Source organism: Stenotrophomonas nematodicola (genome assembly GCF_009467805.1).
GTDB classification, from domain to species: Bacteria; Pseudomonadota; Gammaproteobacteria; order Xanthomonadales; family Xanthomonadaceae; genus Stenotrophomonas; species Stenotrophomonas nematodicola.
In genome coordinates this window covers 512,952-534,879 of record NZ_WIAY01000002.1, presented here as the reverse complement: position 1 = coordinate 534,879, position 21,928 = coordinate 512,952, and the positions used below count along the sequence as shown (strand labels likewise).

Annotated in this window: 20 protein-coding genes; 18 read left to right on the top strand and 2 right to left on the bottom strand. The window is 68.8% G+C overall.

The annotated features are described in order from the left end of the window. Positions 1-47: 47 nt before the first annotated feature. The 10 genes from mreC to GDJ08_RS09835 all read left to right on the top strand — a co-directional run bounded on the left by mreC (position 48) and on the right by GDJ08_RS09835 (position 10,519). Complete coding sequence (gene mreC, locus GDJ08_RS09880; RefSeq protein ID WP_153164790.1) at positions 48-1,103, top strand: rod shape-determining protein MreC; 1,056 nt, start codon at positions 48-50, stop codon at positions 1,101-1,103. Next, on the top strand, positions 1,100-1,585 hold the full coding sequence (mreD, locus tag GDJ08_RS09875) for a rod shape-determining protein MreD (protein WP_136005149.1): 486 nt from the start codon (positions 1,100-1,102) through the stop codon (positions 1,583-1,585). Before mreC ends, mreD begins: the two co-directional genes overlap by 4 nt. A gap of 1 nt (position 1,586) precedes the next feature. Beyond that, positions 1,587-3,662 carry a penicillin-binding protein 2 gene (mrdA, locus tag GDJ08_RS09870; protein ID WP_153164789.1) on the top strand — a complete coding sequence of 692 codons (2,076 nt, stop codon included), beginning with the start codon at positions 1,587-1,589 and terminating at the stop codon, positions 3,660-3,662. Beyond that, complete coding sequence (gene rodA / locus GDJ08_RS09865; protein WP_136005145.1) at positions 3,659-4,771, top strand: rod shape-determining protein RodA; 1,113 nt, start codon at positions 3,659-3,661, stop codon at positions 4,769-4,771. The genes mrdA and rodA overlap by 4 nt, the downstream gene beginning before the upstream one ends. A gap of 291 nt (positions 4,772-5,062) precedes the next feature. Continuing rightward, positions 5,063-5,467 carry a PAAR domain-containing protein gene (locus tag GDJ08_RS09860; RefSeq protein ID WP_153164788.1) on the top strand — a complete coding sequence of 135 codons (405 nt, stop codon included), beginning with the start codon at positions 5,063-5,065 and terminating at the stop codon, positions 5,465-5,467. Beyond that, positions 5,464-5,871: a DUF4123 domain-containing protein gene (locus tag GDJ08_RS09855; protein ID WP_136005142.1), complete on the top strand. Its 408-nt coding sequence runs from the start codon at positions 5,464-5,466 to the stop codon at positions 5,869-5,871. Before GDJ08_RS09860 ends, GDJ08_RS09855 begins: the two co-directional genes overlap by 4 nt. Further along, complete coding sequence (locus GDJ08_RS20210) at positions 5,852-6,727, top strand: hypothetical protein (RefSeq protein ID WP_229296485.1); 876 nt, start codon at positions 5,852-5,854, stop codon at positions 6,725-6,727. Before GDJ08_RS09855 ends, GDJ08_RS20210 begins: the two co-directional genes overlap by 20 nt. A 9-nt stretch (positions 6,728-6,736) precedes the next feature. Then, a complete protein-coding gene (mltB, locus tag GDJ08_RS09845) occupies positions 6,737-7,882 on the top strand; it encodes a lytic murein transglycosylase B (protein WP_136005134.1) in 1,146 nt (381 codons plus the stop codon). Then, complete coding sequence (locus tag GDJ08_RS09840) at positions 7,879-9,198, top strand: septal ring lytic transglycosylase RlpA family protein (RefSeq protein WP_153164787.1); 1,320 nt, start codon at positions 7,879-7,881, stop codon at positions 9,196-9,198. The genes mltB and GDJ08_RS09840 overlap by 4 nt, the downstream gene beginning before the upstream one ends. A gap of 106 nt (positions 9,199-9,304) precedes the next feature. After that, on the top strand, positions 9,305-10,519 hold the full coding sequence (locus GDJ08_RS09835; protein WP_017354319.1) for a D-alanyl-D-alanine carboxypeptidase family protein: 1,215 nt from the start codon (positions 9,305-9,307) through the stop codon (positions 10,517-10,519). 136 nt (positions 10,520-10,655) lie between these two features. On the opposite strand, the gene GDJ08_RS09830 is transcribed toward GDJ08_RS09835, so the two are convergent. Next, positions 10,656-11,729, bottom strand: coding sequence for a lipid A deacylase LpxR family protein (locus GDJ08_RS09830; protein ID WP_017354320.1), 1,074 nt, complete (start codon positions 11,727-11,729; stop codon positions 10,656-10,658). Between the two features lie 317 nt (positions 11,730-12,046). Between GDJ08_RS09830 and GDJ08_RS09825 the strand changes: the two genes are divergently transcribed. From GDJ08_RS09825 to gnd, 8 genes are all read left to right on the top strand, one after another. Continuing rightward, positions 12,047-13,036 (top strand): CsgG/HfaB family protein, encoded by a 990-nt coding sequence (locus GDJ08_RS09825; RefSeq protein WP_153164786.1) that lies wholly within the window; start codon positions 12,047-12,049, stop codon positions 13,034-13,036. 83 nt (positions 13,037-13,119) lie between these two features. Further along, positions 13,120-13,398 (top strand): DUF493 family protein, encoded by a 279-nt coding sequence (locus tag GDJ08_RS09820; RefSeq protein WP_017354322.1) that lies wholly within the window; start codon positions 13,120-13,122, stop codon positions 13,396-13,398. Then, the gene (gene lipB / locus GDJ08_RS09815) at positions 13,386-14,093 is read left to right on the top strand and encodes a lipoyl(octanoyl) transferase LipB (RefSeq protein WP_017354323.1); all 708 of its coding nucleotides are present in this window, start codon (positions 13,386-13,388) and stop codon (positions 14,091-14,093) included. Before GDJ08_RS09820 ends, lipB begins: the two co-directional genes overlap by 13 nt. A gap of 18 nt (positions 14,094-14,111) precedes the next feature. After that, the gene (gene lipA, locus GDJ08_RS09810; protein WP_136005127.1) at positions 14,112-15,122 is read left to right on the top strand and encodes a lipoyl synthase; all 1,011 of its coding nucleotides are present in this window, start codon (positions 14,112-14,114) and stop codon (positions 15,120-15,122) included. 362 nt (positions 15,123-15,484) lie between these two features. Beyond that, positions 15,485-17,662: a carboxy terminal-processing peptidase gene (locus GDJ08_RS09805; protein WP_136005123.1), complete on the top strand. Its 2,178-nt coding sequence runs from the start codon at positions 15,485-15,487 to the stop codon at positions 17,660-17,662. Positions 17,663-17,866: 204 nt separating this feature from the next. After that, a complete protein-coding gene (locus GDJ08_RS09800; RefSeq protein ID WP_136005120.1) occupies positions 17,867-18,505 on the top strand; it encodes a DUF2242 domain-containing protein in 639 nt (212 codons plus the stop codon). Between the two features lie 25 nt (positions 18,506-18,530). Continuing rightward, a complete protein-coding gene (locus GDJ08_RS09795; RefSeq protein WP_229296504.1) occupies positions 18,531-19,799 on the top strand; it encodes a hypothetical protein in 1,269 nt (422 codons plus the stop codon). 3 nt (positions 19,800-19,802) lie between these two features. Continuing rightward, the gene (gene gnd / locus GDJ08_RS09790) at positions 19,803-20,711 is read left to right on the top strand and encodes a phosphogluconate dehydrogenase (NAD(+)-dependent, decarboxylating) (protein WP_153164785.1); all 909 of its coding nucleotides are present in this window, start codon (positions 19,803-19,805) and stop codon (positions 20,709-20,711) included. Positions 20,712-20,720: 9 nt separating this feature from the next. On the opposite strand, the gene GDJ08_RS09785 is transcribed toward gnd, so the two are convergent. Beyond that, a complete protein-coding gene (locus tag GDJ08_RS09785) occupies positions 20,721-21,764 on the bottom strand; it encodes an oxidoreductase (RefSeq protein WP_017354412.1) in 1,044 nt (347 codons plus the stop codon). Positions 21,765-21,928: the final 164 nt, after the last annotated feature.

Sequence of the window (21,928 nt, the reverse complement as noted above, 5' to 3'; positions counted from 1 at the left end):
CTGGGGCGTTGTCGCATCCCCAACACCTTTTCCAGTCGAAGCCTGTCGTGCCGCCCTATGCCGGTCCTCCCGTAGCCTCCCGCCAGGGTGATGCCAGCAGCCCCCTGCGGCTGCTTGCCTACCTGGCCCTGGCCATTGTCCTGATCGTGCTCGACGACCAGGCCGGCTGGCTGGCGCGCCTGCGCGCGCAGGCCAATGTGCTGGTGCAGCCGGTGTGGGCCCTGGCCGGATTGCCGGGCAGGCTTGGCACCCAGGTCAAGGACAACGCGGCCAGCCACGGCCAACTGGTGGCCGAGAACCGCGAACTGCGCAACCAGCTGCTGATCGCCAATGCGCGCCTGACCCGCCTGCAGACCGCCGCGCTGGACAACGCCCAGCTGCGCGAGCTGCTGAACGTGGCCGAGCGAAGCGGCCTGGACGTGCAGCTGGCGCCGATTCTGGACATCGACCTGGATCCGGTGCGCCAGCGCCTGGTGCTGGCCGCAGGCACCCGCGACGGGGTGCACGTGGGCCAGGCGGTGATCGACGCGGGGGGCCTGATGGGACAGGTGATCGCCACCACCGGCAACAGCGCCACGGTGCTGCTGCTGACCGATCCTGACCACGCCGTGCCGGTCACCGTCGCGCGCAATGGCGTGCGCCTGATCGTCTACGGGCGTGGCGATACGCTGGAACTGCGCGACATCCCGCTCAGCGCCGGTGTCGAAGTAGGCGACGAGATCGTCACCTCGGGCCTCGGCGGTCGGTTCCCGGCCGGTTTCCCGGTGGGCAGCATTACCGCGCTGCGCCCGGACGACACCCATGCCTTCCTGGTCGGCGAACTCAAACCGGCCGCCCAGCTCGACCGTGGCCGCGACGTGCTGCTGCTCAGGCCCGGTGCTGCCATCCACGTTCCGCCGAACCTGCCGCTCTCCGAAGCCGCCGGCGGCCCGGCGGCCGCACCGGCCACCGTCCCGGCCTCGGCCCCGCCGGCCGCCACCCCGGCCGTGCCGGCCGCTGGCCGGCAACCGCAGCCCTCTGTCCCAGCCCCGGCCCCGGCCCCGGCATCGCCGGCCGTCGCGCCCCGCGAAACGGACGCAACGCCGCCGGAGGAACAGCGATGAGCCGCCTGCGCGACAAACCCTGGGTGCTGCCGGTCAGCCTGGTGCTGGCCCTGCTGCTGGGCCTGCTGCCGCTGCCGGCGCTGCTGCAGCCGCTGCGGCCCTACTGGCTGGCGCTGGTGCTCGCCTACTGGGTGATCGAGGCGCCCGACCGGGTCGGCCTGGGTATCGCGTTCGCCAGCGGCGTGGTGGCCGACCTGCTGTACGGCGGGGTGCTGGGCGAGCAGTCGCTGCGCCTGGTCATGCTGACCTTCATCCTGCAGCGCTTCCGCGCGCGGATCCGTTTCTTCCCGATGTCCCAGCAGATGCTGGCCATCGGCGGGCTGCTGTTCAACGACCGCATCGTCAGCGCGGTCGTGCACATCGTGGTGGGCGAGCCGACCCTGCCGTGGTCGTACTGGTGGGCACCGCTGCTGGGCATGGGGCTGTGGCCGCTGGTGTTCGTGCTGCTGGACGCCGTGCGTTTCGGACGTCGCGGGCGCTGACATGCACATGCGTCGCCAGGCCAAGAACCCCCATGCCGAGGCCGAGCAGTTCCGGCGCCGCGCCGCGCTGGGCTTCCTCGGCGTGCTGGTGTGCCTGATCGGGCTGGGGGCCTGGTACTTCAAGCTGCAGGTGCTCGACCACGACATCTACGCCACGCGCTCGGAAGCCAACCGGATCAAGCCACGACCGGTGGTGCCGGGGCGCGGAATGATCTACGACCGCAACGGCCGGCTGCTGGCCGAGAACGTGCCTGCGTTCCGGCTCGACATCACCCCGGACAAGGTCAAGGACATGGACGCCACCCTGGCCGGGCTGGCGACGATCCTGGACCTGAGCCCGGAAGACATCGAAACCTTCAACAAGTCGCGCAAGGCGCGCCGCAGCTTCCTGCCGGTGACGCTGAAGCTGCGTGTCACCGACGAGGAGATGGCGCGCTTCGCGGTGGACCGCTGGCGGTTCCCGGGGGTGGAGCTGGAGCCGTACCTGACCCGGCGCTATCCCTACGGTGACCTGTTCGCGCACATCATCGGCTACGTCGGCCGCGTGGACGACAAGGATCTGGAAATGCTGGGCGAGGGCAACGCCGCGCTGACCCACATCGGCAAGTCCGGGCTGGAGCGCTATTACGAGGCGCAGCTGCGCGGCAAGGTGGGCTACGAGCAGGTCGAAACCAACGTGCAGGGTCGTGCGATCCGCACCATCGGCCGGGTCGCCGCCCAGTCCGGCAGCGACCTGCGACTGTCGATCGACGCCGATCTGCAGCGCGCGATGGTGGCCGCCTTCGGCGACTTCGAAGGCGCAGCGGTGGCAATGGACCCGCGGACCGGTGAAGTCCTGGCGATGGTCAGCCTGCCGTCCTACGACCCCAACCTGTTCGTCAACGGCATCTCCCATGCCGACTTCAAAGCGCTCAACGACAACCCCTCGCGGCCGCAGTTCAACCGTCTGGTGCTGGGTGGCGTGGCGCCGGGTTCGACCATCAAGCCGCTGATCGGTTTGGCCGGCCTGGACAGCGGCGTGCGCAAGCCCGAGGACAAGATCCTCTCCACCGGCATGTTCTACCTGCCCGGCACCTCGCGCGGCTGGGGCGACGCCAACCGTGGCGGGCATGGCTGGACCGACCTGCGCAAGTCGATCACCCAGTCGGTCAACACGTACTACTACAGGCTGGCGCTGGACATGGGCATCGAGCGCTTCGACCAGTACATGGGCTACTACGGCTTCGGTGCGCCCACCGGTATCGACCTGACCGGCGAGATCGGCGGCATCCTGCCCTCGCCGCAGAACAAGTACAAGGCGCGCAAGGAGCGCTGGTACCCGGGCGACACGGTCAACGTCAGCATCGGACAGGGCGACTGGAAGGTCACCCCGCTGCAGCTGGTGCATGGGGTGGGGGGCATCGGCAACGGCCAGCTGCGCACGCCGCACCTGGTGATGCAGGAGCGCGCCGGATTCGACGCCGAGTGGACCGCCGTGGAAGCCGGTCCGACCAAGCCGATCAGCCCCAACGCCAGCAACCTGCAGGCAGTGCGCGAAGGCATGATGGGCACCATGCGCCCAGGCGGCAGCGGTGCGCGCGCGGCGGCCGGCGCGCCGTACACTATCGCCGGCAAGACCGGTACCGCGCAGGTGATCAGCCGCCGCGGTACCGCCGCCGTCAATCCCAAGAGCCTGCCGCTGCACCTGCGCCACCGCTCTCTGTTCGTCGGCTTCGCGCCGGCGGAAAACCCGGTGATCGCGCTGGCGATCGCGGTCGAAGGCGGCGGCTACGGCGGCTCGGCGGCCGCGCCGATCGCCCGCAAGCTGTTTGACGCCTGGCTGCTCGGCAAGATGCCCGACGGCCTGGAGCCGCTGGACAGCGAGCGCGGCACCACCGCGATCGGCATCACCGCCGTTGACGGCGGCGATGTCAACGTGCGCCAGGCCGGCGACGCGGCGGCGGCCGCGCTGGCGCTGCTGCCGGTGCAGGTGGGGGTGCCTGCCGCGCCCGAGCCTGCGCCGCTGCCCACGCCGCTGCCGGGTGCACCGCTTCCGCCTGCGGCCGCCCCGCCCACCGCGCCGGAGCGCAGCCGATGAACGTGTTCCTGCGCTGGGCCACCGACATGGCGGTGCGCTTTGTCAGCACCCTGGACTGGGTGCTGTGCCTGGCCTTGGGCGCGCTGATGCTGATCGGCCTGGCGGTGCTCAAGAGTGCCGGCGGCGATGGGCTGGTGTTCGCGCAGGGCGCGCGCTTCGTGGTGGGTCTGGCGGCGATGTGGGCGATCTCGCGGGTGCCGATCCTGCGCATCCGCTCGGCCACGCCGCTGATCTATGCCGTGTCGATGATCCCGCTGCTGGCGGTGTTCGTGCTCGGCACCGGCAAGTACGGTCGCCAGTGGCTCGACCTGAAACTGTTCTACCTGCAGCCGGCCGAACTGCTCAAGGTCAGCCTGCCGATGATGGTGGCCTGGTACCTGCACAAGATGCCGCTGCCGCCGCGTTTCTCCACGGTGATGGTCAGCGCGGTCATCATCGGCGTGCCCACCGGGCTGGTGATGCTGCAGCCGGACTTCGGTACCGGCGTGCTGATCGCCGCCAGCGGCGCGTTCGTGCTGCTGCTGGCCGGGCTGCCGTGGTGGTGGGTGGGCGTAGCCGTCGGCGGCGTTGCCGCTGCCGCGCCGGTGGCCTGGATCTGGCTGCTGCGGCCGTATCAGAAGGACCGCATCATGATGTTCCTGGACCCGGAGATGGACGCGCTCGGCGCGGGCTGGAACATCATCCAGTCCAAGATCGCGATCGGCTCGGGGGGCTTCGATGGCAAAGGCTGGGGGCAGGGGTCGCAGTCGCACCTGAACTTCATTCCCGAGCAGACGACCGACTTCGCCTTCTCCGTGCTCAGCGAAGAATTCGGCTGGATCGGCGTGGCCGTCGTGCTGGCGCTCTACCTGGTGGTGATCGGGCGCTGCCTGTGGATCGCCAGCCAGTCACGCGACTCCTATTCGCGGCTGCTGGCCGGTGCCACCGGCCTGGCGTTCTTTGTCTACGTGCTGGTCAACGGCGGGATGATCTCCGGCCTGCTGCCCGTGGTCGGCGTACCGATGCCGCTGATCAGCTACGGCGGCACCTCGGCGGTATCGCTGCTGGCCGGCTTTGGTCTGGTGATGGCCGCGCGCACCTACAACCCGGTGCACGGCGGCTACGGCTGAGCGTGACGGCGTCCGCGCCATCGCTTCCTGTGCCCGCCACGGCCAGGGGGGTCGTCATGTGCACGTTTCACGACGAATGACGGTGGTGACGTTTTTCACCTTTCGCGTCCGCCTGGCGAACGCCCTGTTGCCCTGATCCGGCTGGAGAGCCCTGTCCTGCAATGAGCCGTTGCCGGGACACACGCAGCGGGTTGCCACGGCTCGTATCAATCTTTCCGGCGCTGACGCCTGTGGCGGGTTGCTGCGCGGTGAACGGCTGTCGCAGGCTCCGCCACCACGAAGTCCTCCAGGATGGCGATGCGCAGGCAATGGATGGTGATGGGTGACCTGACCAGCAGCAGCGGACGGGTGATTACCGGTTCCCCGTTCACCGACATCGAGGGCCTGGCCGTCGCACGTGTGGGCGACCGCGCCACCTGCCCGCTGCACGATGGGATTTTCCCGATCGTTCAAGGCGATCCGACCCTCCTCATTGACGGGCAGCCAGTGGCGCTGCACGGTCACCGCATCGCGTGCGGATGCCAGCTCCTGTCCACCCGGCAAACGCTGGTGTATGTGGAGGACGACCTGGGCGAGTCCAGGTCGGCTGCGCCAGCGGTACCGCCAGTGGCAGCCCCGTTCGACAAGCCTGCGGTCTGTCTGCCGTGCCTGTTGGCGGCCGCCTTCAACGGTTCGCCATTGCTGGCGCGCGCATGAGCAGCCCGGCAGCGTTCGCGCTGGTGGATAGTGCGGCCGCGCCGTGGCTGATCGTGTTGCCGGCAGGGAGTATCCAACGTCCTGTCCACCACTGGATGAACAGCCTGGGACAGAGTGCGGCCGGCGTCACCACGCTGACCGCGAGCGTTCCGTTCGGGGTGCTGTTCCAGCATCTGCAGGCGCAGCTGGATATCGCGCTGCCCGATGGCAGCCTGGCCCTGATGCGCTTCTATGATCCCCGCGCGTGGTTGCGCTACTGCGATGTCCTGACCACGCTGCAGCGGCTGACCCTGCTTGGTCCGGTACAGGAATGGCAGGTGACCGTGCAGGGCCAGTTCTGGCGCGTCAGCCGCGCCGACCTGGAGCGAACACAGGAAGCCGTCGATGCTGCAGCTGAGCGCTGAGCAGTGCGCGGCGTTGTGCCTGCCCGACGCGGGCGGCTTCGCGGCGCCGCTGGCGGCAGAAACCCGGCGCGATTTCCCTGCAGAGACCGCCGGGCGCAGCGATGCCGACCTGCAGCTCGAAGTGGGCACCAGCTACCGGTACGCGGTCTCGGCGCTGCGCATCACCCACCTGCCCGTGCTGGTGCGCTGGGTGAAAGCCGATGTTGCCTGGGCGCGCGGCCTGCGCGACCAGGCGATCACCGCAGTGTGGTTCAACGAAACCGGCAGCCCCAACGCCACCGCCGCCGATCTGCTGGCATTGCTGGCGGCCGCACCGCTGGCCGGGCCGCTCTCCTGCGGTTCCACGCCTGTCGACAGGTCACCGGTTTTCGGGCGTACCTGGGCATTGGTCGGGCCGACGACACCCGTGGCGCAGGCGATGCCGGGCGACCGGCCAGCGCATGGCGAGGGACGCCAGTGGACGCATCGTCAACGAATCCCACAAAAAGTGAGAAGTGGCGCACAGATACGATGCTACTTGATCCTGATCAATGGACTTGTCGCAATCGGCCTGCACAATGGCGGCCCGCCAGCAACGACGCGTCGAGCCAAGCGATGCGCAGGGGAGTTTGGCGGGGAGCAGTTGACCTCATGGGCACATGGGGCGAGGCGCGCGCTGGGGAGATGCGCGCCGCGCCGGTGCCGACCTGGTCGGTTTGGCCGGTTGCGTCTGCGGGGATGGGGACGCAACCGGCAAGACCTTACGGCCGCCATCGGTCCAGATGAATGGGGCACCCTCGAACCGGCAATCCAGTTGACGCCGCAATTCGTTGTGATTCATGGTGTTAGGGGTTTTAATTCATCCATGACCTGCTAACCTGCCTCGATGATTCGACGCACTCTGGCCTGCATGCTCACGCTCGGTTTGGTCGCCTGCGCGACCCAGCCGCCTTCTCCCGCTCCGTCGCCGCAGGCCTCGGATGCCCCGAACAAGCCCGCCCACGGGCACAAGGGACCGGCCGAAGCCGCGCCGGAAGCGGCGGCTGCCACGGCGCCACCGGTCGACCTGACCCCGGTGCCGTTCGAGGTCGCACGCGCCCGTTTCGTCCGTGATACCGCCGCGCGCTACGGCATTCCTGCCGCGCACATCGAGGCCACCCTGGCGCAGGCGCAGATCCGCGATCCGATCATCGCCGCGATGTCGCGCCCGGCCGAACGGGTCAAGCCGTGGAACGAGTACCGGCCGATGTTCATCAGCCAGGCGCGTATCGACGGCGGCCGGGCCTTCCTTGCCGAACACCGCGGCGAACTGATGCGGGTGCAGGAACGCACCGGCGTGCCGGCCGAGGTGATCGTGGCGATCATCGGCGTGGAAACCAGCTATGGCCGCAACACCGGCAGCTACCGCGTGCTCGACGCGCTGTACACGCTGGCCTTCAAGTATCCGCGCAGCGGCGACCCGGCCAAGCTGGAGCGCGAGGTGCGCCGCGAGCTGTTCTTCCGCGATGAGCTGGCGCGTCTGTTCGCGCTGACCCGCGATGAAAAGCTGGACATTCTCTCGATCAAGGGCAGCTACGCCGGCGCGATGGGCATGGGCCAGTTCATGCCGTCCAGCTACCTGGACTACGCGGTGGACGGCAACGGCGATGGCCGCCGCGACCTGTTCACCAGCTACGACGACGTGTTCTCCTCGATCGCCAATTACTTCGTCAGGAAGGGCGGCTGGGTGCGCGGCGGTCCGGTCGCGGTACCGGCCACCCTGCAGGCCGGTCGCGAGCCGTTCGATCCCACCGACTGGACCCCCACCTGGACCCTGTCCGATCTGGCCCAGCGTGGCTACCAGCCCGGCATGCCGGTCGCCGCCGGCCTGACCGCAACGCCGATCACGCTGGAAGCCAGCACTGGCAAGCAGTACTGGCTGGGCTTCCAGAACTACTACGCGATCACCCGTTACAACCTCTCGAAAATGTATGCGATGGCCGTGTACCAGCTTTCCCAGGCCATCGCCGGACAGGAGCTGCCGCCGGCATGAACGCAACCGCACGCTTCAGATGGCTGATCCCGGGGATGTTGATACTGGCGCTGGCCGCCTGCAGCAGTGCGCCGAAGAAACCGGCCGCCGGCATCGGGGGCAGCAAGCCCGCCGGGACGGTGGTGCAGGGCAAGGGCAAGGGCGGGCGTCCGGCGCATTGCCCCGACGGCTCGCCGTACGCGGCCGCCGCCGAGGACCCGTCCACGCGCGGCGATTACCGCGCCGGCGGCCTGTACAAGCCCGGCGTCAATGACAGCACGCCTACCTATATTCCCAATGTGGCCTGCATTCCCGAGCCGGAGGTGGTCGACCTGCCGCGCTCGCCGGTGGGCAACAAGTCGCCGTACGTGGTGCTGGGCAAGCAGTACGAGGTGATGGACAGAACCGCTGGCTATGCCGAGAAGGGGACCGCGTCGTACTACGGTGCCAAGTTCCACGGGCGCCTGACCTCCAACCGCGAGGTGTACGACATGTACGCGTTCACCGCCGCGCACAAGACGCTGCCGCTGCCGAGCTTCGCGCGGGTCACCAACCTGGACAACGGCGAGTCGGTGATCGTGCGGGTCAACGACCGTGGCCCGTTCCACGACGGCCGGGTGATCGACCTCAGTTATGCCGCCGCCGTGCGCCTGGGCATCACCCAGCGCGGCACCGGCAATGTGGAGGTGCGCGCGCTGAGTCCGGGCCAGGACAAGCTGCTGGCGTCGGCCGACAAGCCGTCGCGGCGTGAGCGCCGCGAGGCCGCCACGGCGGCCAGGGCGAGCGAGATGGACGCGCTGGTCGGCAAGCTGCCGGCCGCGGCAGCGGCCACCGCCCGCACGCCCCCCAAGGCCGGGGCCGAGGCCTACCGGTACCGCGTCGCCGACAGCGCCAAGCCGGGCAACGCGGACAACTTCGATGCCTGGATGCGCGACAACGGCGTGCGCGTGGCGACCGGCAAGCCGGCGGCGACCCAGGCTGCACCGACCGACAGTGCGCCGGTGAGCGTGGCCGCGTTGCCCGCCGCCGCGCCCCGGGCACCGATGCCGGTGGCTGCCGCGCCGGCACGTCCGGCCGCCGGCGCCAGCCTGCCACAGCAGGTGCTGGGCAGCGTGCTGTTGCAGGTGGCCAGCTTCGCCAGCCGCGACAACGCCACGCGCGCGCTGGGCCAGCTGTCCTCGGCAGGCATCGCCGGGGCCAGCCTCAGCGACATCGTCAGCGGCGGTCGCACGCTGTGGCGCCTGCGGGTGCCGGCGCCCGACCATGCCAGTGCCTCGGAACTTGCCGGCCGCATTGCCGGTCTGGGCTTCGGGGCGCCGCAGATCGTCAAGGACTGACCTTCACGCCGGCATGCGGTCTGCACCGCGTGCCAACGCTCCGTGGGCCTACAATGGCCGTTCTCCTTCCCTCTCCCCTTGGCGCCCTCCAGGAGCTTGCTGTCCGATGAAATTCCGCTTTGCCGCCGTTGCCATGACCACGACCCTGTTCGTGGGCCTGGTTTCCGCCCAGACTCCCCTGCCGACCCCGGCGCCGACGCCCGCACCTGCGGCCGCCCCGGCGACGGTAGCCACGCCGCCGGCTCCCGTGCCGAGCGTTTCCAAGGCCTGGGTGCTGATGGATTACGCCACCGGGCAGGTGCTGGCCGGTGAGAACGCGAACGTGCAGTTGGCCCCGGCCAGCATCACCAAGGTGATGACCTCGTACGTCATTGCCGCAGAGGTCAAGAACGGCAAGGTCCGTCCCGACGACCAGGTGATGATGACCGAGCGCGCCTGGCGCGAAGGTGGCGCCGGCACCGACGGCAGCTACAGCGGCTTCCCGGTCAACCAGACCGCGCGTCTGGAAGACATGGAAAAGGGCATGGCGATCCAGTCCGGCAACGATGCCGCGATCGCGCTGGCCGAGCACGTGGCAGGCAGCGAAGAAGCCTTCGCATCGCTGATGAACAGCTACGCCGCCAAGATCGGGATGAAGGACTCGCACTTCGTCAACGCGCACGGCCTGAGCGCGCCGGGCCACCACAGCACCGCCTACGACCTGGCCCTGCTGGGCCGCGCGATGGTGCGCGACTACCCGGAGACCTACGCCTACAACAAGGTGAAGGAATTCACCGTCGGCAACATCACTCAGCCCAACCGCAACCTGCTGCTGTGGCGCGACCAGAGCGTGGACGGGATCAAGACCGGCCACACCTCCGAAGCGGGTTACTGCCTGATGAGTTCGGCGCAGCGTGGCGACCAGCGTCTGATCGCCGTGGTGCTGGGCGGCAGCTCGGAGAAGCAGCGCGCCGACGACAGCCTGGCGCTGTTGAACTGGGGCTTCCGCTTCTTCGAAACGCACCGCATGTACGAGCCCGGCAAGGTCGTGGCCGAGCACAAGGTGTGGAAGGGCAAGGCCGACAACGTGCAGCTGGGCGTGGCGCAGCCGCTGCTGGTGAGCGTGCCGCGCGGCCGCTACAACGACCTGAAGCCGAGCATTGACGTGCCCAAGACGCTGGAGGCGCCGTTCACCGCGGGCCAGCAGATCGGCACGCTGAAGGTGATGCTGGACGGCAAGGTGGTCGCGCAGGCCCCGCTGGTCGCCGTGGCGGCAGTGGAAGAGGCCGGCTTCTTCAAGCGCCTGTGGGACAGCTTCTGGATGTGGTGGGAATCGGAATGACGCGGTAGAGCCGACCGTGGGTCGGCTGCCCGGTGTGCCGGCGGCATGAACGCCGGCGACAGGCAAAAAAAGACCGGCCGATGCCGGTCTTTTTTTTGTGCCGGCCAGCGGTCGGCATCGGCTGGTGCGGCGTGCCTCAGAGCGAGCGGCTGATGGTGAAGCTGCCAAACACCGGCGCTTCCTTCTGGCCGTCGAACTCGCGGGTGCTGTGATAGCGGGCGAGGGCGAATTTCCAGCGGCCGCGCATGACCGCCAGACCGTAGCCGAGCTGGCCCACGACGTGGCGCTTGTCCACGCTGTGGCTGTTGCGGAACGTATTGCCGTCCAGAGTGATGTCGCGGATCACCCAGGCCACATCGCTGGTGCCGAACAGGTGCCAGGACCAGCCGCCGGGCTTGCCGCCGCGGGTGGGGGCGGTGTTCTCGCCGGCCGGGCGCAGCGGGGTGCTGCCGAAGTCGTCGGGGAGCTTCCAGCCGAAGCGCACTTCGGCACCGCCGTTGAGGTGCGTGGCGAGGTTGCCCACCGCGCCGCCGTAGTGGCTGATGGCATCCCAACCCCAGCCGCCGGCGTTCATGCCCGCATCACCGGGCCAGCGGCGCATGCGCTCGTGGGTCAGCATGAAGACCGGTTCGTTGTGCAGCTGGTTGTCCCAGCCCTGGAACTTCTCGTCGCCGAGCAGCTCGTGAACCGCGTTCTGCACCTGTTCGCCCTGCGCCCACGGCCCGACCACGCCCAGCGAGAGCTGGGTGGTCTGCAGGCGGTCGCCGCGGCGGGCGTTGTAGCCGAAGCTGGCGATCAGCACACCGGCATAGGGACGGTCGTCTTCGATCAGATCCTTCCGGGTGAAATCGGTCGGAGTAAAGATGCCCTGGGCGAGGCTGAAGATCATGTTCTGCTGCTCGAACTCACCGGGATGCAGCGATTCGAGGTGCTGGTTCACCCAGCGCGCCATGCGCGGCAGGCAGGGGTCGTCGGTGTAGTCGACCAGGTTCGGCGAGACCAGGGTCAGCTGGGCGCCGTTGGTATAGCCCTGGTCCTGGTCCTTGCCGCCGAACAGATCGTTGTCGACGCGGAAATTGACCTGGGGCGGATGCTCGCGCATCGCGTCGGGGCCGCACGTGGGGGCGGCATGGGCGGCAACGCAGAGGGTGGAGGCCAGAAGGCCGGACAAGGTACGTGCTGCGGCGGTGCGCTTGGGGTGTGCGGGCATGGGCAAGCTGCTTTTTCTGTCGTCTTTTGCGGACATACGGTACAGCCAGCGGTGGACCGGATCGACTACGCGATCGTCACCGGTCTGTTGCGAAACGCAGGGTTTTCCGGCCGTGGCCGCTTCTGCGGCCCGCCGCCATCGGCGCGGACTCCCGTGCCGACGCCGGCGAGTCAGCTCCCGTTGTGGTTGGAGGGCCTTTGCCATATCCTCCGCCGTGGCGTCAGGGGACGCCGCAAAAGGATTCGAGTCTGCGCAGGCAGGCCCTTCTCAACCCACGGATCGCGCTTGGCCTTCAATGGCAGCGCTGGATGACACACATGATCAAATCGCATTCGTTCGCCCACCTGCTGGCGTGCGCCACGTTGGGCGCGGGCCTGATGACCGTCAGCACGCCGGCGTCGGCCGGCCTGCGCGACGCCTTTGGCAGCCGCGCCTCCGCGCAGGAGCAGAGCAAGGCCGGCCAGGCCGAGATTCCCGTATGCAGCAAGCCGCTGGGCACCATCGCGGTGATCGAGCCGGAGGATGTGGTGAACTGGTGGACAGGCCAGCAGTTGCCGGCACCGTCGCGCCTGATCAAGGTGTTCGTCAGCAAATCCAAGTGCTTCACGCTGGTGGACCGGGGCGTGGGTCTGGCTGCCTCCCAGGCCGAGCGTGCCCTGGCCGCCGACGGTGAGCTGCGCGGCCGCTCCAATGTCGGCAAGGGTCAGATGCGTGCCGCCGACTACGTGCTGATTCCGGACCTGATCTCGCAGAACAGCGATGCCGGCGGCAGTGCCATCGGCGGCCTGATCAGTGGCCTGGTGGGGAGCAAGGCGGGTTCGGTGGCCAGTGGCCTCAACCTGCGCAGCAAGACCGCCGATGTGACCTTGAGCCTGACCGATGTGCGGTCCTCCGAACAGGTGGCCGTGGTGGAGGGCAATTCCAAGAAGACCGACCTGTCCTGGGGGGCTCGCGGCAGCCTGTTCGGCGGTGGCGGCTTGGGCGGCATGGGCGTGGGCGGCTATGCCAACACCGAAATCGGCCAGGTGATCACGCTGGCCTATCTGCAGGCCTACACCAATCTGGTGGCCGAGCTCGGCGGCCTGTCCGGCAACCGGGCCGCGTCCAATGTCAGCCAGGCCGTGACCATGCTCAAGCCGGGCCGCCTGCTGGCCAATGCCAAGGGCACCGGTGCGGCCGTGCGCTCGCTGGAGCCGGGCATGCTGCTGTATCCCACCGGCGTCAAGGAAGGCGCGATGTGGGAAGTGGAAGACGAAATGGGCAACAAGGGCTGGGTCAACTCCACCCTGATGGAACTGGCCCGTTGATCCGGCAGGGAGGTGGCGGCTGACCGGCCGTCACCTTCACGCAGCCTCTTGGGTTTGGTGCCCGGCGACCCGATAATGGGCGCATGGAGATCAAGTCTGACAACCCCGACCACGGCTTCCAGTTCCCCGGCCAGTTTGAACTCAGCGCCATGGGCGCGGCTGGCAAGGAGCTGGAACGCGAACTGCCGCGCCTGCTTGAGCTGGCCGGTCTTGAAGTACTGACCGAGCGGGTCAGCTGGAAACACTCGTCCAACGGCAAGTATGTGTCGGTGCGGCTGGTGTTCAAGGCCGACAACCGCGAACAGTACGACGCTGCCCACACCGCCCTGCGCGATCACCCGGAAGTGAAGTGGACGCTGTAGGCGCCTGCTCCACCGCATCTGCCCCGGGCACCCGGGCGGCGCAGCCGGCATGGGTGCGCGACCTCGGCCGCCAGCCCTACGCGCCGGTCTGGCATGCAATGCAGCGTTTCACCGATGCCCGTACCGACGACACGCCCGACGAGCTCTGGGTGGTCGAGCACGACCCGGTGTTCACCCTGGGCCAGGCCGGCAAGGACGAGCACGTGCTGGCCCCCGGCGATATCCCGGTGCTGCATGTGGACCGCGGCGGCCAGGTGACCTATCACGGTCCCGGGCAGCTGGTGGTGTACCCGCTGCTGCAGCTGCGGCGGCTGGGCATCGGTGTGCGTGACTACGTCTGCCGGATCGAGCAGGCGATCATCGACACGCTGGACGAATGGAATATCGGCGCTGAACGGCTGGACGGTGCGCCGGGCGTCTATGTGGGCGGGGCCAAGGTGGCCGCGCTGGGCATCCGGGTCCGCCGTGGCTGCACCTTCCACGGGCTGTCCTTCAACGTGGCGATGGACCTGGAGCCGTTCCGCCGCATCAACCCCTGCGGCTATCAAGGGCTGCAGGTGACCTCGGTGCTAGACTTGGGGGGACCGTCCGGCATGGCGGCCGTCACGCCGGTACTGCTGGGCCATCTGGCCCGCCAGTTCGGCCTGGACCTCCAGCCCGCCACCGAATTGCCCGATCTGACAGACGCGGCCTGAACGCCGCCGACCAAGGCCATGACTGAAACCACCGCTCGCATCATTCCCCTGCAGGTCGTGCAGGGCGACACGCCGTCCGCCGCGCCGTTGCAGGCCGGGGTCAAACAGCTGGGCGGTGACAAGATCGGCCGCTCGCCGGTGCAGTTCGCCGACGCGCCGGTGCTGCGCAAGCCGTCGTGGATCCGTGTACGGATTCCGTCGGGCAACGCCGTGCAGACGCTGAAGGCCAAGCTGCGCGAGAACCGTCTGGTGACGGTCTGCGAGGAGGCCAGCTGCCCGAACATCCACGAGTGCTTCAGTCACGGCACGGCAACGTTCATGATCCTGGGCGAAGTCTGCACACGCCGCTGCTCGTTCTGCGACGTGGCCCACGGCCGGCCCAAGCCGCCGGATGCCAACGAGCCGGCCAGCCTGGCGCAGACCGTGGCCGACATGGGCCTGAAGTACGTGGTGGTGACCAGCGTGGACCGCGACGACCTGCGCGACGGCGGTGCCCAGCACTTCGCCGACTGCATCGGGGCGATCCGGGCGACGTCGCCGAACACGCGCATCGAGGTGCTGACCCCGGACTTCCGCGGCAAGGGCCGCATGGAGCGGGCGCTGGATATCCTGGCCACCAATCCGCCGGATGTGTTCAACCACAACATCGAAACGGTGCCGGACCTGTATCGCAACGTGCGCCCGGGTGCGGATTACCAGTGGTCGCTGACGCTGCTGAAGAACTTCAAGGCGCAGCATCCGTCGATCGCCACCAAGTCCGGCATCATGCTGGGCCTGGGCGAGGACCTGGACCAGGTGCGCGCGACGATGCGCGATCTGCGTGCCCACGACGTGGACATGATCACGATCGGCCAGTACCTGCAGCCGACCGCGCACCACCACCCGGTGCTGCGCTACTGGACGCCGGAGGACTACAAGGCGCTGGAGGTCTACGGCTACGAGCTGGGCTTCAGCCATGTGGCGTCCGGCCCGATGGTACGTTCGTCCTACCACGCCGACGTGCAGGCCAAGGGCGCCGGCGTCGCCTGACCGCCGACGCCACGGCACCTCGCGGCCATCGGCCGGCCGGGCACGGCTGGCCCGGGCCAGGACACGCCGTGACCCCCATCCCCGGGGGCTCGATCGCGGCATCGCTGCCGCCAGCGGTGCTGATCCGGGGCAGCCGCCCCCGGCGTCCAGAGCGCGCCGTTGCAGGCCGAACCGGCCGCGACCGCGTCAGCGTCCTGCCCCGATGTGTCTTCTCCGCGCCATTCACAATTTGCTACAGGGCCCGGTTTAGGCTGGAAATCCCTGTTGCGCCGGGTGGATGACAAACCTCGCAACTTTCGGCACTGTCGTGTGGTCTGATCCGCACGCAGTCTTCTCCCTGGCAAGGTGCCACGAGCTCGTCCATGAAATTCAAAGCCCCCGCATTCCTGTTGGCCCTGGCGCTCACCGCGCCGCTGGCGCTGGCCGCATACGCCGACTCGCCGGCGCTGCCGTCGGCGGCCACCGCCGACCAGGCGACCACCTCCAAGCTGGTCTATGGCCTGTTGTCGGACAGCCGTTACGCCTATCGGCCGCGGGCACTGGATACGGCCACCTCCAAGGACGTGTTCAAGCGCTATCTGGAAGCGCTGGATGGCAGCAAGCAGTTCTTCACCCAGGCCGACGTCACCCGCTTCGCGCCGTTCGAAGCGAACATCGCCACGGCGATCCGCGGCGGCGAGCTGGAGCCGGCGTTCCAGGTGTTTGCCGTGTACAAGCAGCGCGTCGGCGAACGCGTGGCGTATGCGCGCAAGCTGCTCAAGCAGGAGTTCGACTTCAGCACCCAGGACCGCTTCGAGTACGACCGCAAGGACGTGCCGTGGGCGGCCAGCGATGCCGAACTGGACGAGCTGTGGCGCAAGTCGGTCAAGAACGACTGGCTGCGCCTGAAGCTGGCCGGCAAGCCCGCCGCCGAGATCCGCAAGACGCTGGACAAGCGCTACGCCACGCTGGAAAAGTCGGTCAATGAGTTGAAGGGCGAGGACGTGTTCCAGTTCTTCCTCAATTCCTACACCAGTGCCGTCGATCCGCACACCGATTACTTCACCCCGCGCACGGCCGAGAACTTCAACCAGGCCATGTCGCTGTCGCTGGAAGGCATCGGCGCGCAGCTGCAGCGCCAGGACGACATGGTGGTGATCCGCGAGATCATTGCCGGCGGTCCGGCTGCGGTGAACGGCACGCTCAAGCCGGGTGACCGCATCGTCGGTGTCGGCCAGGGCAAGTCCGGTCCGCTGGAAGATGTGATCGGCTGGCGCATCGATGACGTGGTGGCCAAGATCCGTGGCAAGAAGGACACACAGGTACGCCTGGAATTCATCCCGGCCGAAGAGGGTGTGGACGGCAAGCATCACACGCTGGTCCTGACCCGCCAGAAGGTGCGCCTGGCCGAACAGGCCGCCAAGGGCGAGACCCTGACCATTCCCGGCAAGGACGGCGAGCCCGCGCGCAAGGTCGGCGTGATCAAACTGCCGACCTTCTACCAGGACTTCGAAGGCCGTCGCCGCAACGCGGCCGACTATGCCTCGGCGACCCGCGACGTGGCCAAGCTGCTGGCCGGCTTCAAGGCCGACAAGCTCGACGGCGTGGTGCTGGACCTGCGCAACAACGGTGGCGGTTCGCTGGACGAGGCGATCGAACTGACCGGCCTGTTCATCGAACAGGGCCCGGTGGTGCAGGTGCGCGAATCCGGCGGCCGCGTCACCGTCAACAGCGACCGCAGCGCAGCGGTGGCCTGGGACGGTCCGATGGCGGTGCTGATCAACCGCGGGTCGGCCTCGGCCTCGGAGATCTTCGCCGGCGCCATCCAGGACTATGGGCGTGGCCTGGTGATCGGTGAAACCACCTTCGGCAAGGGCACGGTGCAGAACATCGTGGACCTGGACCGCTGGCCGAGCGGAGAAACCCAGCGCTTCGGCCAGGTCAAGCTGACCATCGCGCAGTTCTTCCGCGTCAGCGGCAGCAGCACCCAGCACAAGGGCGTGGTCCCGGATCTGGCCTTCCCGGCCAGCGTGGATGCCAGCGAGTACGGCGAGAGCACCTACGACAACGCCCTGCCGTGGACCCGCATCGCCGCCGTGCCGCACACCCAATACGGCAATTTCGGCCCGCTGCTGCCCAAACTGGAAACCCGCCATGCCGCGCGCATCGCCGCCGACAAGGAATTCCAGTGGTGGAATGAAGACGTGGCACAGTTCCGCGCCGAGGCGGCCAAGAAGTACGTGTCGCTCAATGAAGGCGAGCGCCGTGCCGAACGCGAGAAGCAGGACGCCCAGCGCAAGCAGCGCCAGGCCATCCGCAAGGAACTGGGCCTGGATCTGGACCCGCTGGCCGACGACAGCAACGATGACGGTCTGACCGGCAACGAGCGCGACATCGTCAAGGATGCCGCGCGCGAGAAGGCTGCCGAGAAGCGTCCGGACCCGCTGCTGCGCGAATCGGCCTCGATCCTCGCCGACGCGGTGAACCTGCTGGAAGCCGACCGCCCGCTGTCGGCGCAGGTGCTGCCGCAGTCCACGGCCGTGGGCCGCTGGGCCGATTGACGACGAAGGGGAGCGCCCGGCGGTGGCCGGCTGCTCTCCGTCCCGTCACAGACACACCGCGCGCGAGCCGACCAACGGTCGGCTCCACTGCGGGCTGCGCCGGTGAATGGGGGCGCAACGCGGGGAACGGGATGCGTGCCGTGTAAACCTGGCGCTTACGCGGGCAGGACTATGCTGGGCGGGTCTTATCCTGCAGGAGCGTCCATGCGGCTGTACCACGCACTTCCGGCCGGCCTGCTGGCCGCGTCCGTCCTGACCGCCTGCGGTGGTCGCGCCGCCGACAGCACGCTGCTCCGCGAATCCTTCGATTCCGGGGATACCTATTCGCGCAGCGTACCCGGTGATGCGGCGCATGCCTGTGAGGCGGCGCGGCGCACGCTGCTGAGCCAGGGCTATGCCATTGCCCGCGCCGGCAGCGATGCCGTGGAAGGCAACAAGAACTTCCAGCCGCGCGAAGACGAACACGAGCAGCTGGTGCTGCGCATTTCCTGTGCGCCGCGCGACGACCAGGCGCTGGTATTCGTCAGCGCGGTGCAGGACCGTTATGCGCTGAAAAAGAGCCCGACCTCGGCGAGCGTCGGCGTCGGCGCCATCGGCTCGGTGTCGCTGCCGTTCGGCAGCAACGACGACTCGCTGGTGAAGGTGGCCAGCAGCACCGTGCAGGACGCCGATTTCTACAAGCGCTTCTTCGACCGCCTGCAGCAGTACCTGCCTGCGGCAGCGGCCGCGCCCCCGCCGGCCCCGGTCGAGCCGGTGCCGGCACCGCGCCCTGCGGCGCCCCCCACCCCCGAACCGGCGCCATCGCCGGTGCCGGCAGCGGAGAGTCCGGCGGACGCGGGCTGAGCGGGCGCATCGGATGAACGTGCGGATGCCCAGGTGCGCGCTGCTGCGGGCCCTGCTGCTGGCAGGTCTGCTCGGGCCGTCCTTGGCCTCGGGCCAGTCTGGCGGGTGCGCGCAGGCGCTCCTGACCGAACTGGGGTGGCGCATCGACGTGGCCGATATTGCCGAGCCCGTCGTGCACGGTGGCCCGGTCTGCGAGCGCGCCGACCTCGCCCAGGCGCAGGCCGCCGGCGACCTGCGCGTGCAGATCCCCGCGCGCTGGAGCGAGGCCCAGCGTGACAGCGTGCTGCAGGACCTGTTCGAGGACCCGGCCACGGTCTGCGCCTATGCGTTTCCGCTGGGCCAGGCCGCGAGACGTGCCGCCACCCGCCTGGAGGCGAACGACGGCTTCCGCTTTTCCGCGCTGCAGCTCGGCTGGATCGGCTTCGGCGCGCGTGGCGCGCAGGCGCAGGGATGGGCGGGTTTCCGCAGCTTCGGCCGCGGCTACCAGCCAGCGGCCGGCAACAGCGCGGCGCTGGACGCGTTCTACACCGGCCGCGTACGCGCCGAATGCGGGGTAGGGCGCCAGGTTGCCCAATTGGCGACCCAGCGCGAGCTGTACGGCGATGCCGCCTTCGATGCGGAGTTCGCTCCGGGTGAGCTGTCGATCGGGACCTTCCTGACCCTGCACCAGACCGACAGCATCCTGCTGGGCCGGCATGCCGGCCGGTTCTTCGCCGACGGCAAGGCGCGACGGACCGCGCAGCGCGGGCGGCAGGCATTCGTTGGCGCACCGGGATTCATCGAACACGTGTTCGACCGCCAGTATCTGGACGACATCAACAACCAGGCCGAGAACTTCATGGTGGTGGACGTCGGCGATGCGGCGGCGCGCGCGCTGCGCACGCACGGCGGCTTTGCCCACTACGACGCGGTCAACCGACGCATCTGGACGCTGGCCACGCAGTTGCCCGGTCCTGGCCCACGCCGCTTCGAGCGGCTGCTGATCGAGCGTGACCCGATCGCGCGGCGGGAGGTGCCGGAGGAGAAGCGGGCGCTGCTGGCTGAACTGGACGCCCTGCTGGACGATCCGTTCTACCGGGAGTTCCTGATTTATGTGCACCCACGCGGTATACGTCCCATCGGGTATCACGTGGCCCGCCTGCTCGACCGCAATCCGCGCACACCGTTCGCGATCGAGCTGGGGCTGCACAACCTGCATACCACGCTGTACCGGCGCTGGATCGACGCACGCCTGCGGCAGTGCGCGGCCGGGGTGCCGGCTCCCCACACGAATTCGCAAGCTGAGCAAAGGTGATCGATGGACATTGCAATGATTGGACTGGGGCGCATGGGCGCCAACATGGCCGAACGGCTGCAGCGCGGTGGGCACCGCGTGATCGGCGTGGACCCCGGTGAAGGCGCGCGTGCCAGCGCGGCCGCACGCGGGATCGAGGTCACCGCGGCGGTCGCCGATGCGCTGGCCGCCTTGCCGGTGCCGCGCGTGGTGTGGCTGATGGTGCCGGCCGGCGAGGTGGTGGACCAGACGCTGGCGTCGCTCGCCCCGCACCTGGCCGAGGGCGATGTAGTCATCGACGGCGGCAATTCTTACTACAAGGATTCCATGCGCCGCGCCACGCAGCTGCTGGCCGACGGTGTGACCTACCTGGACTGCGGGACCAGCGGGGGGGTGTGGGGCCTGCAGGAGGGCTACAGCCTGATGATCGGCGGCGATGCGGCGGCCGTGGAGCGCGTCGGCGCGATCTTCCGCACGCTCGCGCCGGCGGCCGACCGCGGCTGGGCGCATGTGGGTCCCAGCGGTGCCGGCCACTTCTGCAAGATGGTCCACAACGGCATCGAGTACGGCATGATGCAGGCCTACGCCGAAGGCTTCGCGCTGATGCAGCACAAGTCCGAGTTCAACCTGGATCTGGCCGAGGTCGCCAGGGCCTGGCAGCACGGCAGCGTGGTGCGCTCCTGGCTGCTCGACCTGAGCGCCGATGCCTTGGGCCGCAACCCGCAGCTGGACGGCATCGCGCCGTACGTGGAGGACTCCGGTGAAGGCCGCTGGACCGTGGCCGAGGCGATCGACCTGGACGTGCCGGCGCCGGTGATCACGCTGTCGCTGCTGGAGCGCCTGCGTTCGCGTGACAAGAACTCCTTCAGCGACCGCCTGCTGGCGGCGATGCGCAACGAGTTCGGTGGCCACGCCATCCACCCGAAGGGGTGAGCCGGCGGTTCACTCCAGGGCGATGCGCGCGCCGTGCGCGGCGCTGCGCTGGCCGGCATCGAGCAGGCGCATCACCTGCATCACCTGCGCGGCGGTGACCGGCGGTTCGCCCTGGCCCAGCATCGCGTCGCGGAAGGCGGCGTAGCAGGCGCGGTAGTCGCCCGGCAGGTTGTCCACGCTGCTGCGGTGCGCGTGCCCTTCGGCATCGACCACCACCCGGTGTCCATGCACCGGGTCGATGCCCCAGCCCGGGGCACCGGGCGCGATGCCGCGGCGCAGCTGGTCTTCCTGCACATCGCGCCCTTCCTTGACCCAGCTGCCGGCGCTGCCATGCACGGCAAAGCGCGGCGTGCCGGCGGCCACCAGCGAGCCGGCGTGCAGAATCGCGCGGTGTCGCGGGTAATGCAGCACGGCATGGACGTAGTCGTCGCTGCGCGCGTGCGCGCGCTGCGCCAGCAGATCCACGCTGATCGCCTGCGGCCAGCCGAACAGCTGCAGCATCTGGTCGAGCAGGTGCGGGCCCAGGTCCATCCACAACCCGGCACCGGGGCCGTCGCCTTCGCGCCAGCGGTCGCGTACCTGCGGCCGGTATCGGTCGAAATGCGAGTGGCACTCGGCGATCTCGCCCAGACAGCCTTCGGCCACCTGCTGGCGCAGGGTCAGGAAATCGGCGTCGTAGCGGCGGTTGTGGAATACGGTGATGACGCGCTCGGCGGCGAGCCCCGCCTGCAGCAGGGCGTCGGCCTCGGCCACCGACAGCGCGAACGGCTTGTCCACCAGTACATGCTTGCCTGCGGCCAGCGCGGCATGGGCCAGCGGCGCGTGGGTGTCGTTCGGCGTGGCGATCACCACGCCATCCACCGCGGGATCATCGAACAGCTGCTGCGGATCGGCGCAGATGCGCACGTCGGTGAACTCGCGCAGCAGTTGGTCGCGCCGCGAACTGGCAATGCCGTGCAGCACCAGGCCGGGCGTGTGCCGGATCAACGGCGCATGGAACACGCGTCCGGCCAGTCCGTAGCCGATCAGCCCGATATTCAACGCGGTGGCCATGTCGCACTCCACGAAGCAGGGGGAATGCAGAGCGTACCGGCTGCGCATGACGCACGGAAATCTGAACGGCGGTGCAGGAAGCTGAGCGGTTCACAGCAGCGTTATGCCGCGGCGACGTGCTGCACACGGCGCTGCATCGACACTGGGCCCACCAACCCGCAGGA

Excerpts from the sequence above, each read along its gene's own strand:
- GDJ08_RS09795 (WP_229296504.1), top strand. The coding sequence starts at position 18,531 with ATGCCCAGGTGCGCGCTGCTGCGGGCCCTGCTGCTGGCAGGTCTGCTC.
- GDJ08_RS09830 (WP_017354320.1), bottom strand. The coding sequence starts at position 11,729 with ATGCCCGCACACCCCAAGCGCACCGCCGCAGCACGTACCTTGTCCGGC.
- GDJ08_RS09820 (WP_017354322.1), top strand. The coding sequence starts at position 13,120 with ATGGAGATCAAGTCTGACAACCCCGACCACGGCTTCCAGTTCCCCGGC.
- GDJ08_RS09805 (WP_136005123.1), top strand. The coding sequence starts at position 15,485 with ATGAAATTCAAAGCCCCCGCATTCCTGTTGGCCCTGGCGCTCACCGCG.
- mrdA (WP_153164789.1), top strand. The coding sequence starts at position 1,587 with ATGCACATGCGTCGCCAGGCCAAGAACCCCCATGCCGAGGCCGAGCAG.
- GDJ08_RS09840 (WP_153164787.1), top strand. The coding sequence starts at position 7,879 with ATGAACGCAACCGCACGCTTCAGATGGCTGATCCCGGGGATGTTGATA.
- GDJ08_RS09835 (WP_017354319.1), top strand. The coding sequence starts at position 9,305 with ATGAAATTCCGCTTTGCCGCCGTTGCCATGACCACGACCCTGTTCGTG.
- mltB (WP_136005134.1), top strand. The coding sequence starts at position 6,737 with ATGATTCGACGCACTCTGGCCTGCATGCTCACGCTCGGTTTGGTCGCC.
- rodA (WP_136005145.1), top strand. The coding sequence starts at position 3,659 with ATGAACGTGTTCCTGCGCTGGGCCACCGACATGGCGGTGCGCTTTGTC.
- GDJ08_RS09785 (WP_017354412.1), bottom strand. The coding sequence starts at position 21,764 with ATGGCCACCGCGTTGAATATCGGGCTGATCGGCTACGGACTGGCCGGA.
- GDJ08_RS09855 (WP_136005142.1), top strand. The coding sequence starts at position 5,464 with ATGAGCAGCCCGGCAGCGTTCGCGCTGGTGGATAGTGCGGCCGCGCCG.
- lipA (WP_136005127.1), top strand. The coding sequence starts at position 14,112 with ATGACTGAAACCACCGCTCGCATCATTCCCCTGCAGGTCGTGCAGGGC.
- GDJ08_RS09800 (WP_136005120.1), top strand. The coding sequence starts at position 17,867 with ATGCGGCTGTACCACGCACTTCCGGCCGGCCTGCTGGCCGCGTCCGTC.
- gnd (WP_153164785.1), top strand. The coding sequence starts at position 19,803 with ATGGACATTGCAATGATTGGACTGGGGCGCATGGGCGCCAACATGGCC.
- GDJ08_RS09860 (WP_153164788.1), top strand. The coding sequence starts at position 5,063 with ATGGCGATGCGCAGGCAATGGATGGTGATGGGTGACCTGACCAGCAGC.
- GDJ08_RS20210 (WP_229296485.1), top strand. The coding sequence starts at position 5,852 with ATGCTGCAGCTGAGCGCTGAGCAGTGCGCGGCGTTGTGCCTGCCCGAC.
- GDJ08_RS09825 (WP_153164786.1), top strand. The coding sequence starts at position 12,047 with ATGATCAAATCGCATTCGTTCGCCCACCTGCTGGCGTGCGCCACGTTG.
- mreD (WP_136005149.1), top strand. The coding sequence starts at position 1,100 with ATGAGCCGCCTGCGCGACAAACCCTGGGTGCTGCCGGTCAGCCTGGTG.